At 59.8% G+C, this 17,636-nt stretch carries 12 protein-coding genes; 5 read left to right on the top strand and 7 right to left on the bottom strand.

The window, feature by feature from the left end; translation table 11 throughout:
- The first annotated feature begins 59 nt into the window (after window positions 1–59).
- Window positions 60–1,247, top strand: coding sequence for a DUF2863 family protein (locus tag R0382_RS13820; protein WP_432720296.1), 1,188 nt, complete (start codon window positions 60–62; stop codon window positions 1,245–1,247).
- 193 nt (window positions 1,248–1,440) lie between these two features.
- Here R0382_RS13820 and R0382_RS13815 read toward each other — a convergent pair whose 3' ends face one another.
- The 6 genes from R0382_RS13815 to hemN form a co-directional block, all read right to left on the bottom strand.
- A complete protein-coding gene (locus tag R0382_RS13815; RefSeq protein WP_432720294.1) occupies window positions 1,441–1,887 on the bottom strand; it encodes a hypothetical protein in 447 nt (148 codons plus the stop codon).
- Between the two features lie 252 nt (window positions 1,888–2,139).
- Entirely contained in the window at window positions 2,140–3,681 is a 1,542-nt protein-coding gene (locus R0382_RS13810) for a SpoVR family protein (RefSeq protein WP_432720292.1), read from the bottom strand.
- Complete coding sequence (locus R0382_RS13805; protein WP_432720290.1) at window positions 3,682–4,959, bottom strand: YeaH/YhbH family protein; 1,278 nt, start codon at window positions 4,957–4,959, stop codon at window positions 3,682–3,684.
- 138 nt (window positions 4,960–5,097) lie between these two features.
- On the bottom strand, window positions 5,098–7,020 hold the full coding sequence (locus tag R0382_RS13800) for a PrkA family serine protein kinase (protein ID WP_432720288.1): 1,923 nt from the start codon (window positions 7,018–7,020) through the stop codon (window positions 5,098–5,100).
- A 207-nt stretch (window positions 7,021–7,227) separates the two neighbouring features.
- Window positions 7,228–7,887 (bottom strand): sulfite exporter TauE/SafE family protein, encoded by a 660-nt coding sequence (locus R0382_RS13795; RefSeq protein WP_432720287.1) that lies wholly within the window; start codon window positions 7,885–7,887, stop codon window positions 7,228–7,230.
- Window positions 7,888–7,901: 14 nt separating this feature from the next.
- On the bottom strand, window positions 7,902–9,287 hold the full coding sequence (gene hemN, locus R0382_RS13790) for an oxygen-independent coproporphyrinogen III oxidase (protein ID WP_432720285.1): 1,386 nt from the start codon (window positions 9,285–9,287) through the stop codon (window positions 7,902–7,904).
- A gap of 151 nt (window positions 9,288–9,438) precedes the next feature.
- Between hemN and fnr the strand changes: the two genes are divergently transcribed.
- On the top strand, window positions 9,439–10,182 hold the full coding sequence (gene fnr, locus R0382_RS13785; protein WP_432720283.1) for a fumarate/nitrate reduction transcriptional regulator Fnr: 744 nt from the start codon (window positions 9,439–9,441) through the stop codon (window positions 10,180–10,182).
- 2 nt (window positions 10,183–10,184) lie between these two features.
- Window positions 10,185–10,877, top strand: a complete 693-nt coding sequence (locus R0382_RS13780; RefSeq protein WP_432720281.1) for a hypothetical protein — start codon at window positions 10,185–10,187, stop codon at window positions 10,875–10,877.
- Between the two features lie 85 nt (window positions 10,878–10,962).
- Here R0382_RS13780 and R0382_RS13775 read toward each other — a convergent pair whose 3' ends face one another.
- On the bottom strand, window positions 10,963–11,628 hold the full coding sequence (locus R0382_RS13775; RefSeq protein ID WP_432720279.1) for a phasin family protein: 666 nt from the start codon (window positions 11,626–11,628) through the stop codon (window positions 10,963–10,965).
- A 71-nt stretch (window positions 11,629–11,699) separates the two neighbouring features.
- On the opposite strand from R0382_RS13775, the gene dnaE reads away from it, so the two are divergent.
- Both dnaE and R0382_RS13765 read left to right on the top strand, forming a co-directional pair.
- A complete protein-coding gene (gene dnaE, locus R0382_RS13770) occupies window positions 11,700–15,137 on the top strand; it encodes a DNA polymerase III subunit alpha (protein ID WP_432720277.1) in 3,438 nt (1,145 codons plus the stop codon).
- Between the two features lie 197 nt (window positions 15,138–15,334).
- The gene (locus R0382_RS13765) at window positions 15,335–17,605 is read left to right on the top strand and encodes an NADP-dependent malic enzyme (protein WP_432720275.1); all 2,271 of its coding nucleotides are present in this window, start codon (window positions 15,335–15,337) and stop codon (window positions 17,603–17,605) included.
- The last annotated feature ends 31 nt before the right edge of the window (window positions 17,606–17,636 follow it).

The following is a 17,636-nucleotide window of genomic DNA, read 5'->3' as shown; positions in this document are numbered from 1 at the left end:
CGCCGTCCAGGCCGAATCCGGTAAAATGACGTATTGGTTTCTAGAAGGAGTCTAAAGGCATGTTGAAGCGCTACCGCCCCTCCCGGCGAGGTCGTTCCCCGGCCGACGCGGCCGACCTGCTGCGCCTTGCCGATGGTCTGGCCCACGCCACCAGCCGCCTTGAAGATGTCTTTTGGGAGAAACAGCTGACCGAACGGCTTGAACAGCTGATCGCCGACGGCGAAGAGGATGCGCTGAATCAGGCGCTCGACGCCGCCAGCGAAACCGAGCAAGGCGAAACCTACAACGTCCTCGCCGACGCCGTGGAAGCGGCCTGCGAAAGCCTGCGCATCGAGCGCGACGGCGTCAGCTGGGATGTACTTCTGTTCGCCGCCCCGGTCCTGGCCTGGTCTCGCTGGCAGATCGGCGCCGGCCACCTGGCTGACAGCCAGTTGCAGGATCTGCGCGTCCAGCTCGGCGCCCACGTGTTCTCACGCATCGCCAAGATCGCCCTGACCGACTATCTGTTCAGCCCCGACCAGTTGCCGCGCGGCTACGTGCCCACCGCCGAGCTGGCCCAAGCACTCGGCGATGCCGCCTTCAATCGAGAAGCCTTGCATCTCGACGCCAGTCAGCTGCCGGATACCAAGCAGTTCCTGTCCGACACCCGCTACCTGCTCGGCGCCGTGGTCGTTCCGTCCGGCGCAGCGATTTTCCGCTGGCAGGAAGAGGATGGCGATCGCGAGGAAGCACTGAAACAGTGGCAACAACAAGGCGGTGCGGCGCTGCAGCCCGTCCTGGCCGGCGCCGCGTACGATTTACTGCTACCGGGTGCTTACCATACCGCCTGGCGCAACGCCGACCACGCCTCTCGCGGATATTCATTGCGCGCGACGCTCGCCTATCTCGTCCTGACGCTGAACCTCGAACCCAGGCACTTCCAGGCCAGCATCGCCCCGTTCAGCGGCCGGCAGCTCGAGGAATATCGGGTCGGCTTCAGCAAGTTGGGCGAAGACCAGGTTCTGCACGGCATCATCTGGCCACTACTGGATGGCGAAGACGAGACCACGGATTGCGCTGGCGAAATCGAAGCGCTGCTCAAGGAACTCGGTATCGGCGACATCCGGATACACGAGCACGATTTTCCGCTCGACTACTGCGATGACTGCGGCACTCCGCTTTACCCGAATGCCGACGGCGAACTTTTGCACCCGGAAGTACCAGAGGAAGTAAGTTCAGATGACGGCGCACCGCGACAACTTCATTAAGCGTCTCTACAGAACGCTCGCGGTACTTGCACTACTGGCGACGACTGGCTGCGCCAGCGGAAACAGCATGGAAACAACTGTCTCGGGACATGTCGACGTGGGCGTCAGCCTTCAACGATAAGCCCCGGGCAAAAACAACGACGCCCCTGTCGCCATCCAGCGACAGGGGCGTCGTACCGTATACGCTACCCGCTTAAACGTTGGCCTTCGCCAGCATGGTGTGCGGCGACGACAGGTATGCCACAACCGTCTTGACTCGGTCGCGCCCCAACAGGGCCGACGCCACTCTTTCCATGAGCGAATGCTGATCCTGCGCGTCGCACGGCTCGCTCGCAGCCTTTACCCAGCACTCGCAACCGCTGACCTGGCCACCCGGCGCGACAGTCACCACATTCGCCCCCAGCTTGCACCAGCCAACGCTGTCGGCCACGCGAATATGATCAACGTCGCGCAGGTTCGATGTCATCTGTCCGCCGGCAATACGATAGAAATCGTGTTCGCCATCCCACGCCTCAACCGCAGCCGTACTCTGATTGATCACGCGACCATTGAACGGCCACGCCGTATAAGCGGCATGAGCCTGAGCCATGCCAAACAGGCAGATCAAGGTAAACAGCGAGGCGGTAAGCTTGTTTCTCATGAGGATCGATATCGCAGGTTGTATGCAGTCCAGCACATATAAGCAAATAGGATGCCAGACAACAAAAACCCATATATATCAATGCATTAACAAGCAACGTCCACGTTCAAGTCTGAACCCCTGCTGCAAAGCACCTCAGCATCGTCGCCGTACGGCGACAAAATGCCCGTGCCTGAGCAGCGAGCCAATGACGCAGTCGCTACTCACGTCGCCAATCAACGACAAGCTGGAACGCGCTAGACTTGCCTCAGCCTATTGGCCGTGCCGTTTTTCGACCTTGCACTCGTAACTGAGCACCGTTTTGCCCGTCTCGTCGACGCTATCAAGCTTGACCGAGAACCCCCACAACCGGGCAATGTGCTTGAGCACTTCGTGCACGCTGTTGGCCAGCGGACGCCGCTGGAACTGGTAGTGACGCAACGTCAACGAGCGATCGCCACGCGTATTGACGTCGAACACCTGAATGTCCGGCTCACGGCTGGCAAGGTTGTACTGCTCTGCCAGAGACTGGCGAATGTAGCGATATCCCTCATCGTCATGAATCGCCGACACCTTCAACCGCGGCTGATAGTCATCGTCAAGGATCGCGAACAGCCGGAAATCGCGTATCAGCTTCGGCGACAGATACTGGGCAATGAAGCTCTCGTCCTTGAAGTTGCGCATCGCGAAGTCGAGCGACCGGCGCCAATCGCTCCCGACCAGTTCGGGGAACCAGCGCACATCCTCCTCGGTCGGCTCGGTGCAAATCCGCTGAATATCGCGATACATGGCAAAGCCCAGCGCATAGGGATTGATGCCATTGAAGTACGGGCTATCGACACCGGGCTGCAGCACCACATTGGTGTGGCTATGCAGAAATTCGAGCATGGCCGCTTCGGTAATCGATCCCTCGTCGTACAAGCGGTTCATCAGCGTGTAATGCCAGAACGTCGCCCAGCCTTCGTTCATCACCTGGGTTTGTCGTTGCGGATAGAAGTACTGGGCAATTTTGCGAATGATGCGGACGATTTCCCGCTGCCAAGGCTCAAGCAGCGGGGCGAACTTCTCGATGAAGTAGAGCAGGTTCTCCTGAGGCTCCGCCGGAAAGCGTCGCGGCGCGTCGACCCGCTCGACCTCGGGTCGCTGCGGCATGGTCCGCCACAGATCGTTGATCTGGCTCTGCTGATAGCGCTCACGCTCGGCCTGCCGGGCCTGCTCCTTCTCCAGCGACAGTTTTTGTGGCCGCTTGTAGCGATCGACGCCGTAGTTCATCAGAGCGTGGCACGAGTCCAGCAATTCCTCGACCCTTTCTTCGCCGTGCTTTTCCTCGCACTCGGCAATGAATTTCTTCGCAAAAACCAGGTAGTCGATGATGGCTCCGGCATCGGTCCAGGTGCGGAACAGGTAATTGCCCTTGAAGAAGGAGTTATGCCCGAAGCTGGCATGCGCGATGACGAGCGCTTGCATCGTCACCGTGTTCTCTTCCATCAGGTAAGCAATGCAGGGATTCGAGTTGATGACAATCTCATACGCCAAACCCATGGCGCCGCGCTGGTAGTTCTTCTGCGTGGACAGAAAATGCTTGCCGAAGCTCCAGTGGTTGTACATCACCGGCATGCCGACCGACGCATAGGCATCCATCATCTGCTCAGCGGAAATCACTTCGAGCTGATTCGGATACGTATCCAGGCCTAACTCGGCGGCGATCCGAGCAATTTCGTCGTAATACCGATTGATTAGCTCGAAGGTCCACTCCGATCCAGTGGAAATGGGGGCTTTTCGCGCCTTGCGACGCGATTTGGTCGCGGTATTCATTCAGCCTCCCGCATGCATTGGCGTTTTCTTGAACAAGTCATGGAAAACCGGCCAGATCTCGGCCGCGGTCTTGATGCGGCGCATGGCAAACTGCGCATTGCGCTGTGCGACCATTTCATATTCGAACCACAGGTTTTGTGGTTCTCCTTCTGTAATTTCTACATAAGCGTAGTACTGCACCAAAGGGAGCAGCTCCTCACCCAAAATCGTTCGGCACTGGGGTGAATCAGAGTCCCAGTTATCACCATCCGACGCCTGAGCCACATAGATATTCCAGTCCGCAGAACTGTAACGCTGCTCGATCGTTTTCTTGACCAGCTTCAACGCCGACGACACAACCGTCCCGCCAGTATCCCGCGCATGGAAAAACTCATCCTCATTTACTTCGAAAGCCTGGGTATGGTGGCGGATGAAGACCACTTCGATGCGTTCGTAAACACGGATCAGGAACAGATACAGCAGAATAAAGAAGCGCTTCGCAATATCTTTCTTGTATTCATCCATCGAGCCACTGACGTCCATGACGCAAAACATCACCGCCTGTGTGGTCGGGCTGGGCACCCTGACCCGATTGGTATACCGCAGATCGAACGGGTCGATGAACGGAATGCTCATCAGGCGACTCTTCAGCAGCCGGATCTGCGACTGCAGCGCATGCACCTCGGGCGAGTGTTCGTCGGCACTTTCGAGCAGCTCGTCCAGACGCTCCTGCGCTGCATTCAATTCATCCAATGGCGTGGCCGACAATGCAATGCGCCGCCCCAAAGCCGATCGCAGACTACGCAACACATGAATATTCGTCGGCGTGCCGTCACTGGTAAAACCTGCCCGCACCGGCTTCAGCACGATCGTTTGCTGAAGCTGGGTCTTCACGAGGTTGGGAAGCTCCAGGTCGTCGAAAAAGAAGTTGAGGAACTCCTCCTTGGTCAGCTCGAAAACGAAATCGTCCTCACCGTCCCCGCCCTGCCCAGCACCACCGCGGCCCCCAGAACCATCTCCGCCGTCGGGACGTTCGATTTCGTCTCCCTTGATGTACTCCTGATTCCCCGGAAAAACACGCTCCCAAACGCCACCGTGGGCATGGCCCAAGGTGGGTTCTCCGGTATCCCGCACGGGGATCGAAACCTTTTCACCGTGTTCGATGTTGGTGATCGAGCGATCCTTGACCGCGCGGGCCACCGCCCCCTTGATTTGCGACTTGAAGCGCCGCAGGAACCGGTCACGGTTGACCGCTGATTTGTTCTTTCCGTTCAAACGCCGATCGATCAACTGAAACATGGCAATCCCCAGTGAGGCGCGAGGGTGAGGCGAAGGTGTCTGGCGGCTTAGAGGCCTCCCAGCGGCACGACCCGGGAGGCCGGACCCCGGCCATCCGGGGTTTGATAGCCCTACACCTCATGTCCTACCCCCACTGGTTCACGATGACTTCCTGACGCGCAGATACCACTCGCACAACAAGCGCACCTGCTTGGGTGTATAGCCCTTGGTCACCATCCGGTTGACGAAATCCTCGTGTTTGCGATGCTCCTCGGCGCTGGCTTTGGCGTTGAACGAAATCACCGGCAGCAACTCTTCGGTGTTCGAGAACATTTTCTTCTCGATCACCGTGCGCAGTTTCTCGTAGCTGGTCCAGGCCGGGTTCTTGCCCGCGTTGTTGGCTCTCGCTCGCAGTACGAAATTGACGATCTCATTGCGGAAATCTTTTGGATTGGAAATCCCAGCCGGCTTTTCTATTTTCTCCAACTCGTTATTGAGTGAGTTCCGATCAAACGACTCACCGGTATCCGGATCGCGATATTCCTGATCCTGAATCCAATAATCGGCAAAAGTCACATACCGATCAAAAATATTCTGCCCATACTCAGAGTAACTTTCCAAATAGGCAGTCTGGATTTCCTTGCCGATGAACTCAACATACTTGGGCGCTAGGAACTCCTTGATATAGGATATGTATTTTTGCTCGACTTCCTGCGAGAATTGCTCGCGCTCGATTTGCTGTTCCAGCACGTACAGCAGATGCACAGGATTGGCCGCAACCTCCTGATGATCGAAGTTGAAGACTTTGGAAAGAATCTTGAACGCAAACCGTGTAGACAGGCCATTCATGCCTTCGTCGACGCCGGCAAAATCGCGATACTCCTGCATCGACTTGGCTTTCGGATCAATATCCTTGAGATTCTCGCCGTCATAAACCAGCATCTTGGAGAACGAATTCGAATTCTCCGGCTCTTTCAATCGTGACAACACCGAGAATTGCGACATCATTTTCAGTGTTCCCGGTGCGCATGGCGCATGGGCCAGCGACGAATTGCGCAGCAATTTGTCGTAGATTTGCGTTTCCTCGGAGACGCGCAAGCAATACGGCACCTTGACGATGTAGATCCGGTCCAGGAATGCTTCGTTATTGCGGTTATTCTTGAACTGTTTCCACTCGGATTCATTCGAGTGCGCCAGAATGATGCCTTCGAACGGAATGGCCCCGAAACCTTCGGTCCCCTTGAAATTGCCTTCCTGCGTTGCAGTCAACAGTGGGTGCAGCACCTTGATCGGCGCCTTGAACATTTCGACGAATTCGAGCAACCCCTGGTTGGCAAGGCACAGGCCACCGGAATAGCTGTACGCATCCGGATCATCCTGTGCGTATTTCTCGAGCTTGCGGATATCGACCTTGCCGACGAGCGAAGAAATGTCCTGATTGTTTTCGTCACCCGGCTCGGTCTTGGCAATCGCGACCTGCTTCAGCACCGACGGGTAGCGCTTGACGACACGAAACTGATTGATGTCGCCGTTGAACTCATGCAGGCGCTTGACGGCCCACGGACTGGGGATTGCCTTGAGGTAGCGCCGCGGAATGCCATATTCCTCTTCGAGGATCTGCCCGTCCTCGTCGCTGCTGAACAATCCCAGCGGCGACTCATGCAAAGGACTGCCCTTGATCGCGTAAAACGGGACCTTCTCCATCAGCTCCTTGAGCTTTTCGGCGATCGAGCTTTTGCCGCCGCCCACCGGGCCCAACAGATAGAGGATCTGCTTCTTCTCCTCCAGCCCCTGCGCTGCGTGGCGGAAGTAAGCAACCACCTGCTCGATCACCTCCTCCATGCCGTAAAACTCCCGGAATGCCGGATAGAGGCGCATCACCTTGTTCTGAAAAATCCGTGACAAGCGTGAGTCGAGCCGTGTGTCTATCATTTCCGGCTCGCCGATCGCCATCAGCATCCGCTCGGACGCCGTTGCGTAAGCCGGCTTATCCTGTTTGCACAGCTCCAAGTAATCCCTGAGGCTGAGCTCTTCCTCGCGGGTGCGCTCGTAACGGGATGAAAAATTGTCAAATACGTCCATGACACACCTCCGCGGGTGAGTTTCGGAATGGCCCTGGGGATGATGACTGCCTGGCGGGTCGGGCCTGCTTCCGTTATAGACGTCGCCCTTCACTTCGCCGTGAAGCGCGTATCTGCCTACTGCTGCAGAGACAAGGCAATGAACAACAAATTCCTTATAAATCAGCAATCTATACAAACAAAAATTACTGATGCATACACGCGACGCTCACCGCCACAGTGACAGCAACTGCCACACGGCCCAAGCGACAAAGGCCGCACCGATCAGCCCCCGCACCTGACGATGACGGAATCCGCGTTGCAACCGCTGCGTCATCGATCCAATCAGCAGCAGATTCGGCAAGGTGCCCAATCCAAATGCCAGCATGGCGAGCATTCCTTTCAACGGCGAGGCACTGGCAAGCGCGGTGACACTGGCGGTATAGACAAGACCGCAAGGCAACCACCCCCACAGCAAGCCAACCCACAGCGTCTGCGGCCAATGGCGGATCGGCAATGCCCGGCGCAGCAGCGGCTGCACGTGACGCCATACGGGCACGCCCAAGCGCTCGATCCGGGTCAACCAGTTGGCCCAGCCGGCCAGGTAGAAACCAAGCGCGATCAACAACAGTTGGGCGACGACGAAGAGAATGGTTTTCAGCGACTGCAGCTGCAGTAGCGCACTGAATGAACCCAGCCCGCCCAGCAGCGCGCCGATCAGCGCATAGCCGGCGATCCGGCCGGCATTGAATCCAAAGTGGTAGGGCCAGCGTGCGCCTGCCGGTAGTTGCAGACTGAACGCCGTAACGACGCCGCTGCACATGCCCAGGCAGTGACCGCCGCCGAGCAGGCCGGCCAGGAACAGCGCCAGCAGGTTGTATTCGGGCATGCGCCCCCGGAAAATCAGATGAGTTTGGAATAACGCGCCGATGTCGCTACCACCCCGAGGTAGCGGTCGAACACCATCGCGACCGAGCGCACCAGCAGACGTCCTTTGGCAGTGACCGTGATCCGGTCACCGTCCACCTTGACCAGACCATCGGCCTCCAGTTCGGCGAGCCGGCGCAATTCTTCCGCAAAATAATGGGAAAAATCAACCAGGTAGGCGATCTCGAACGGCTGGAACACGAGTTCGAACTGGCACATCAGCGACTGGATCGCCGCGCGGCGCATCAGGTCATCCGGCTTCAGCGCGAAGCCACGCGTCACCGGAAGCGTACCCGCATCCAGGGCAGCATAGTACTCGTCGACGGTACGATGATTTTGGACATAGCTCGCACCGACCTTGCCGATGGCGGAAGCACCGAAAGCCATCAGGTCGCAATCGGCGTGGGTCGAGTACCCCTGAAAGTTGCGGTGCAAGCGGCCATGCCGCTGCGCGATCGCCAGCTCGTCATCCGGCAAGGCAAAGTGATCCATGCCGATGTAGACATAGCCGGCCGCAAGCAATTGCTCGATGCTGGCCTGCAGGATGTCGAGCTTGGCCTCCGGCGACGGCAATGCCTGTTCGTCGATGCGCCGCTGCGGCGGAAAGCGCTCGGGCAAGTGGGCATAGTTGTAAAGTGCAATCCGGTCGGGCCGGATATCGATGACGCGCGCCAGCGTGTCTCGCAGCCGCACTGGCGTCTGCAAGGGCAAACCATAAATCAGGTCGAGGTTGATCGAACGGAAACCAACCGCCCGAGCAGCATCAATGACCGCCCGCGTTTCTGCTTCGCTCTGCACCCGGTTCACCGCCCGCTGCACCTCGGGGTCGAAATCCTGTACGCCGACACTCATCCGGTTCAGGCCCAGCCGTGCCAACAGTTCGACCGTCGCAACCGACACCTTGCGCGGATCGATTTCGATCGAGAACTCACCGCCCGGTTCGAGCTCGAACCGTTGCCGGATCGCGAGCATCAACCGCTCGAGCTGCGCATCGGACAAGAACGTCGGCGTACCGCCACCAAAATGCAATTGTTTGACGCTTGGCTTGTCCGACAAAGCCCGGCACTGCAGATCCATTTCCCGCTCGAGGTAATCAAGATAGCGCTCGGCGCGGCTGCGATCCTTGGTGATGATCTTGTTACAGGCGCAGTAGTAGCAAATGGTGTCACAGAACGGAATATGGAAATACAGCGAGAGCGGCTGGGCAAGCGTACCGACTTGCCGCTGTGCCAGCCGTCCTAGATAATCGTCCGCAGCCATCGCGCCGAAGCGGTCTGCCGTCGGGTAGGACGTGTAGCGCGGACCCTTGCCGTCGTAACGCCGGATAAGTGCGCGGTCGAATTCAATTTGCTGTTGATTCATCGTGATCGCCAAGTGGTATTTTGATTAGTTGTACTGAGGTACGAGCTTGCCGATAATCAACCTACGTAATCTTGATGGCGATCAAAGCCCGATTATCCGCGCAACGGTAATTGGTCCGTAACTCATTGCCCATTTCTCGTAGAGCGCCGCCATGCAAACCGCCCTTCAACCGCGTGACATCACTTTCAAGCAGCTGCGCCAAGCCTGCTCCAACTGCAGCCTGCGCGAACTGTGCCTGCCCAACGAGCTGAGTCCGGACGAGATGAAGCAGGTCGACGAACTGATCGGCCAGGGCAGGCCCATCAAGCGTGGCGAGGCCCTGTACCGTGCAGGCGAGCCGTTCCGCGCGCTGTACGCTGTTCGCGTCGGTTTCTTCAAGACCAGCGTTGTTTCCGAAGACGGTCGCGAACAGGTCACCGGCTTCCACATGAGCGGTGAACTGATGGGCATGGATGCCATCAGTGCCGACCAATACACCTGCGATGCGGTCGCTCTTGAGGACAGCGAAGTCTGCGAGCTGCCGTTCGAGGAAATGGAGTCGCTGTCCCGCAGGGTTCCCGTGCTGCAACACCACTTCTATCGCGTGATGAGCCGGGAAATCGTCCGCGACCATGGCGTGATGCTGCTGCTCGGCAATATGAAAGCCGAGGAACGCATCGCCGCCTTCCTCTTGAACCTGTCGCAACGCTTCCAGGTACGCGGCTATTCATCGATGAGCTTCCACCTGCGGATGACGCGCGAGGAAATCGGCAGCTACCTCGGGCTCAAGCTCGAAACCGTCAGCCGCACGCTCTCGAAGTTCCAAGACCAAGGACTGATCAAGGTCCAGAACCGCCTGATCGAACTCCTTGATGTCGACGGACTCAAGCAGTTGGTCAACAGCTGCCAAGGCTGATCATGCCCCACGCGGCGCCACCCCTTCAGGTGCTGGCGCCGCCAACGCTGTTGGCACCGCTGCAAGCTCGTGCCGGCCAAGGCACACACTTCATCTGGCTGCCGCTCGCCCAAGGGGTAGCAGACGTACTGAATCCCGCACAGCAGGTTGTTCTGATCAACGGCACCCTCGATGATTTGCAAAGCCTGCTTCGTCCTACGCTGCGCGTCGTCGACGTTGTCGCCCATGGCGACACCACCCAAGCGCAAACGCATGGCTGGATGATCGGAGCGGGGGGCGACATTGCGTCGCTTGCCGGCGTGACGCAGCTGCTGGACGCACTCTCCCCGCCGGCCCAACACGCATGGCTCCATCTTGGACGCACGGGCGCTGCAGCCTTCGTCGCCTCACTAATGCAGCACTGGCAGGCGCAAACATTGGCCGTGCTGGGTTGGCTCGGCGGCACTGCCCGCGCCCAGTGGGCCTATGACCCAGCAATCTGGCAGCAAATCACCCAGACAACGCTACATCAGGCGAGGCACGATGCGATGCGCTATCTGCAGATGACCGCAAACCAGCCTTTCGAGCCGATTCACGACCTGCCGGCAGCGCTACAGCAGTACCTGCCCGGTCCACAGCCCAGCACGCCCATCGCCCCGGCCACGCTACTGGCTCAGCTGCTGCTCAGCATTCCAGCGATTCCAGTATCGGCTTGAGTACCCTGATGCCGACATGCAAACGGCCGCCCCAAGGGGCGGCCGTTTGCTTCAAGCACCCCTGTTTGGGGTACAGATTTCGTGCTTAGACTGCAGCTTTGCGCGAAGCAGCCTTCACGGTTTGCTCAACGCCACTGGTGGTCGCTTCGACAAACTCACTAGCCAGCTTTTGCGTTGTCTTGGCAACGGCGTCATACGCGTTGCTGGCCGTTTCAACGGCGCTGCGCAGCGCGCTGACCGCAGCACCGGTGCCTGCCGGCGCGTTTTGAATCGCGCTATCCAGCGTGCCAACCAGGTTCTTGTTGAACGACAGCACTTGCTCTTCGATCAGCGCGCTCAGTTCGTGATGCGTTGCGCTGGCAGCGTCGAACACGGTGCGAGCAACGCCGATGGTCTTTTCAACCGACGGCTGAGCCAGTTGGCGCTGCAGATTCACCAGCCCCTGAACATCCTTGACCTCGGCCAGCGACTTGGCGGTTTCGACATTTTCAGCCAGCAGATCGCGGGCAATGCCGAGTTGCAGGCTGATCAGGCGCTCAACGCCGCCCAGTGCGATCTGGCTCAGGCGCAGCGATTTTTCGAGATTGGCTTGATTGATTTCGGCAAACTGATTGACGTTGAACATGGTGTATTTCTCCTTTGTGCACTGCAACATTGTGATGCCATTTTCATCAACACCCCCACCTGCGTCAAGCATTATTTTGTGCGCCGCACAATAACAACGCCCCCCCTCCCCTGACCCGGCGTCCACGGCACATTTCCCGCCGCGTAAACCGTCCGGCGAACAGTAAACCGCCGTCGGCGGGATGCTAGAATGTCGCGATGAATCAGCCCGCCTTTATCCATCTCCGCCTGCACTCCGAATTCTCTGTGACCGACGGCATCGTCCGGATCGACGACGCCGTCAAGCATGCCCAAAAACTCGGCATGCCCGCGCTCGGCGTGTCCGACCTGATGAACCTGTTTGGTCTGGTCAAGCACTACAAAGCCTGCCGCAGCGCAGGGATCAAGCCCATCGTCGGTCTGGATGCCTGGATCGAGAACGAGGCGGATCGCGACAAGCCGTTCCGCGTGCTGCTGCTAGCGCGCGATCGCGACGGCTACGGCCGCTTATGCGAGCTGCTGACGCGCGCGTATCGCGACAATCAGTACCGCGACCGCGCCGAGCTGCGCAAGGACTGGATTGCCGAGGGCGACAACAGCCATCTGCTGTGCCTGTCGGGTGGGCATCAGGGCGAAATCGGCCAGACACTGCTGTCCGGCAACTACGACGCGGCCAAGGCCGTCGCGCAGTGGTGGAGCGGGCAGTTCGCCGGCAACTTCTATCTGGAGCTGCAGCGCAGTGGCCAGTCCGAGTGCGAACCGTGCGTGCAGGGTCAGCTCGACATCGCCTCCGATCTCGACCTGCCGGTCGTCGCCACGCACCCGATCCAGTTCATGGCGGCGGACGACTTCAAGGCGCACGAGGCGCGCGTCTGCATTGCCGAAGGCTATATGGTCGCCGACAAGCGCCGGCCCAAGCTGTTCACCGACGACCAGTACTTCAAGACACCGGCCGAGATGGCCGAACTGTTTGCCGACCTGCCCGAAGCGCTGGCCAATTCGGTCGCGATCGCGCAGCGTTGCAATCTGAGCGTCACGCTCGGCAAGAACTACCTGCCGGACTTCCCTACGCCCGACGGCATGACGCTGGACGACTATCTTGTCCACCTCGCCAAGGAAGGACTCGAATCGCGGCTGGCACTGCTGTATCCGGACGTCGCCGCCCGCGATGCCGAACGCCCGCGCTATCTTGATCGCCTGAAGTTCGAGACCGACACCATCATCCAGATGGGTTTCCCGGGCTACTTCCTGATCGTGGCCGACTTCATTGTCTGGGCCAAGCAAAACGGTTGTCCGGTCGGCCCGGGCCGGGGTTCGGGCGCCGGTTCGCTGGTGGCGTATTCGCTCGGCATTACCGACATCGACCCGACTGCGTACGCGCTGCTGTTCGAACGTTTCCTGAACCCGGAACGGGTCTCGATGCCCGACTTCGACATCGACTTCTGCCAGGACAACCGCTGGCGCGTGATCGAGTACGTGCGCGAGAAGTATGGCGCCGAGGCAGTCAGCCAGATCGCCACCTTCGGCACCATGGCCGCCAAGGCCGTGGTGCGCGACGTCGGCCGCGTGCTCGACCTGCCTTATATGTTCTGCGACGGTTTGTCGAAGATGATTCCGGCCGCGCCGGGCAAGCATTTCAGCCTCGACGACGCGGTCGAGATGGTGCCCGAGCTGGCCGAGCGCGTCCGCAACGAGGACGAAGTCAAGGAGCTGTGGGAGCTGGCGCTCAAGCTCGAAGGCATGACCCGCAATATCGGCATGCACGCCGGCGGCGTGCTGATCGCGCCGGGCCAGATCACCGATTTCTGCCCGGTCTATCAGGCCAGTGGCGTCGATGCGTCGCCGGTGTCGATGCTCGACAAGGACGACGTCGAGTCGATCGGGTTGGTGAAGTTCGACTTTCTGGGCCTGAGAAACCTGACGATTATCGAGCTGGCGCTGCAGTACATCAAAGAGCAGACCGGCGAGTATCTCGACCTGATGAGCCTGGGTTTCGAGGATCAGGCCGCCTATCAGGTTTTCCGCGACGCCAACACCACCGCCGTCTTCCAGGTTGAATCGGACGGCATGAAGCGGCTGCTCGAAAAGCTGCAACCCGACCGTTTCGAAGACATCATCGCCGTGCTGGCGCTGTATCGTCCGGGCCCGCTCGGTTCGGGCATGGTCGACACCTTCATCAACCGCAAGAAGGGCCTGGAAGTCCCCGATTACTTCCACCCCGACCTGGAGCGCTGCCTCGAACCGACTTACGGCGTGATCGTGTATCAGGAACAGGTGATGCAGATTTCGCAGATCATCGGCGGCTATACGCTGGGCGGCGCCGACATGCTGCGGCGCGCCATGGGCAAGAAGAAGCCCGAAGAGATGGCCAAGCACCGCGAGATGATCGCCGACGGTGCAAAGAAGAAAGGCTACGACCCTCAGCTCGCAGAAATGCTGTTCGACCTGATGGCCAAGTTTGCCGAGTACGGCTTCAACAAGTCGCACACGGCGGCGTACGCGGTGGTGTCGTACCACACCGCGTGGCTGAAGGCGCATCACACCGCGGCGTTCATGGCCGCGACGATGAGCTCGGAACTCGACAACACCGACCAGCTGAAGATCTTCTACGACGACTGCATCGAGAAAAACCGGCTGGAAATGCTGCCGCCCGACATCAACGAAAGCGTTTACCGCTTCGTCCCGGTCGGCAAGCGACAAATCCGCTATGCGCTCGGCGCAATCAAGGGCGTGGGTCAGGGGGCGGTCGAACAGATCGTCGCCGAGCGCAAGGCCAACGGCCCGTTCAAGGACCTGTACGATTTCTGCCGGCGCACCGACAAGAAGGAAGTCAACAAGCGCGTACTCGAGGCGCTGATTCGTGGCGGTGCCTTCGACGCCATCGATGACCACCGCGCACGGCTGATGGCCAATGTCGAGCAGGCGATGAAGCTGGCCGAAGCCGAGGCCGCCAACGCCAACCAGAACTCGCTGTTCGACATCTTCGAGCCATCGGCCGTTCCGACGGTCGAGCCGATCGAAACCGCGCGCTGGGACGACAAGGTCAAGCTTGCCGAAGAGAAAACCGCGCTCGGTCACTACCTATCGGGTCATCCGTTCGATGCGCACGCCAAGGACCTGAAAGGCCTGATCAAGACCCGGCTCGACCGGCTCGAGCCCAAGCGCGAGCTGCAATACCTCGCCGGCATTGTCGGTGGCCTGCGGATCAAGAACGGCGATCGTGGCCGGATGGCCTTTTTGCAGCTCGACGACGGTAACGCCAAGATCGAAGTGGCGTTGTACTCGGAAGTCTTCGAGGCGCAGCGCACCAAGCTCAAGGACGACACGCTGCTGGTCGTCGCCGGCAAGGTCAGCGAGGACCGCTTTTCGGGCGGCCTGCGCGTGATCGCCGACGCGGTGATGGATGTCGCAGAAGCGCGCAGCCACTTCGCGCGCTCGCTCAATCTGCAGATCAACGGCAATGCCGACGCTGCGCGCCTGACCTCGCTGCTGACCACGCACGGCGGCGGCGCCTGCGCGGTCGAGATCGACTACCGCACCCAGGGCGCGCGCTGCGCGCTGCGACTGGGGCTCGACTGGAGGGTGACGCTGCACGACGCACTGATCGCCGAACTGCAGGCGTGGCTGGGTAACGATGCAGTAAAAATCCGTTTCTGAGCCCGACGGGCCGGACTGCAAAGTTCGGCCCGTGCCGTTTGCTCGATGCAAAAAACAATGCCACTAAGGAATACGCGTATCCCCCATCCGGCAAAACCCTAGCTTGAAATCACCTGTCGTCACGCCCAGCATCACAACATCTGCTCACAACCCAATCAGACCGGAACGGCTGCGTATCCGGCACAACGGAGAACCAAATGGACGAAGAACTCAAACGAAAGGCCCTCGATTACCACCGCTACCCGAAGCCGGGCAAGATCCAGGTCTCGCCGACCAAGGGGTTATCGAGCCAGCGAGAACTGGCGCTCGCCTACTCGCCGGGCGTTGCCTACGCCTGCATGGCCATCGTTGAGGACGAAGCCGAAGCGCGCAATATGACTGCGCGCGGCAATCTGGTCGCCGTGATCACCAACGGCACCGCCGTGCTGGGCCTCGGCGATATCGGCCCACTGGCCGGCAAGCCGGTGATGGAAGGCAAGGGCGTGCTGTTCAAAAAGTTCGCCGGAATCGATGTATTCGACATTGAAATTGACGAGAAAGACCCGGAAAAACTGGTCGAAATCATCGCCTCGCTCGAACCGACCTTCGGCGGCATCAACCTGGAAGACATCAAGGCGCCCGAGTGCTTCTACGTCGAACAGAAGCTGCGCGAACGGATGAACATCCCGGTCTTCCACGACGACCAGCACGGCACGGCCATCATCGTCGGCGCGGCGGTCAAGAACGGCCTCAAGCTGATCGGCAAGCAGATCGGCGAAGTGAAACTGGTGGCCTCGGGCGCCGGCGCTGCCGCGATTGCCTGCCTCGATCTGCTGGTGTCCCTCGGCGTGAAGCGCGAAAACGTCCTCGTCTGCGACTCCAAGGGCGTGATCCACACCGGCCGCACCAACCTGGATGAAACCAAGCAACGCTACGCCCGCGATACCGAAGCACGCACGCTGCAAGACGCCATTGGCGGCGCCGATGTGTTCCTCGGCCTGTCCGGCCCGGGCGTGATGTCGCAAGACATGGCCAAGAGCATGGCCGATCACCCGCTGATCCTGGCGCTGTCCAACCCCGACCCGGAAATCTCGCCGCCCGACGTCAAGGCCGTGCGCCCGGACGCCATTGTTTGCACCGGCCGTTCGGACTACCCGAACCAGGTCAACAACGTGCTGTGCTTCCCGTTCATGTTCCGCGGCGCGCTCGACGTCGGCGCAACGGCGATCACCGAGAGCATGAAGCACGCCGCGGTCAACGCAATTGCCGAGCTGGCACTGGCCGAACAGTCCGACGTCGTCGCCGACACCTATGCCAACGAGAACCTGACTTTCGGCGCCGAGTACCTGATTCCGAAGCCGTTCGATCCGCGCCTGATCATCAAGATCGCCCCGGCCGTTGCCCGTGCGGCAATGGAAGCCGGCGTCGCCACGCGACCGATCGAGGACTTCGGCATCTACACCGAAGAGCTGACGCAGTTCGTCTATAAATCCAACTTGTTCATGCGTCCGGTCTTCGCTGCCGCGCGCAAGGCCAAGAAGCGCGTGGTGTTCTGCGAAGGCGAAGATCTGCGCGTGCTGCACGCGGTGCAGGAAGTCATCGACCTCGGCCTGTGCTTCCCCATCGTCATCGGCCGTCCGAGCGTCATCCAGAACCGGATCGAGAAACTCGGCCTGCGCATCCGCCCCGGCGTCGATTTCGAGCTGTGCAACCAGGAAAGCGACCCGCGTTACCGCGAATACTGGACGCTGTACCACTCGATGATGATGCGCAAGGGCGTGTCGGAAGAGTTGGCTCAGGCCGATGTCCGCAGCAAGACCACGCTGATCGGCGCCTTGATGGTCAAGCGCGGCGAAGCCGACGCGCTGATCTGCGGCACCCACGGTCAGTACCATCGTCACCACTGGTACCTGGAAAACGTGCTCGGCCTGCAAGACGGCGCAACGACGACCGCAGCCATGAACGCGCTGCTGCTGCCGACCGGCAACATCTTCATCACCGACACCTATGTGAACCAGGACCCGAGCCCCGGCCAACTGGCCGAGATCACCCAGCTCGCCGCCGACACCGTGCGCAACTTCGGCATCCAGCCGCAGGTAGCACTGCTGTCGCACTCGAGCTTCGGCACGCTGAGCGATCCTTCGGCGCTGAAGATGCGCAACACGCTCGAACTGCTGCGCGAACAGGCACCCGATCTGGATGTCGACGGTGAGATGCATGGCGATGCGGCGCTGTCGGCCGAAATCCGTCAGCAAGTGTTCCCGCAATCGACGCTCAAGGGCGACGCCAACCTCCTGATCATGCCGAATCTGGACGCAGCGAACATCTCGTTCAACCTGCTGAAGATGACCGCCGGCGACGGCGTGACCATCGGCCCGATCCTGCTGGGCATCTCGAAGCCGGCCCATATCCTGACGCCGACCGCCTCGGTCCGTCGTCTGGTCAATATGGCTGCACTTGCTGCAGTACAGGCCGCCGCAAAGGTCTAAAATCGGAAGCGGTCCCACGCCGTGGGGCCGC

Source organism: Jeongeupia wiesaeckerbachi (assembly GCF_050916355.1).
GTDB lineage: Bacteria > Pseudomonadota > Gammaproteobacteria > Burkholderiales > Chitinibacteraceae > Jeongeupia > Jeongeupia wiesaeckerbachi.
The sequence above is the reverse complement of the archived record's forward strand: the minus strand, read 5'-3'. Positions and strand labels throughout refer to the sequence as shown.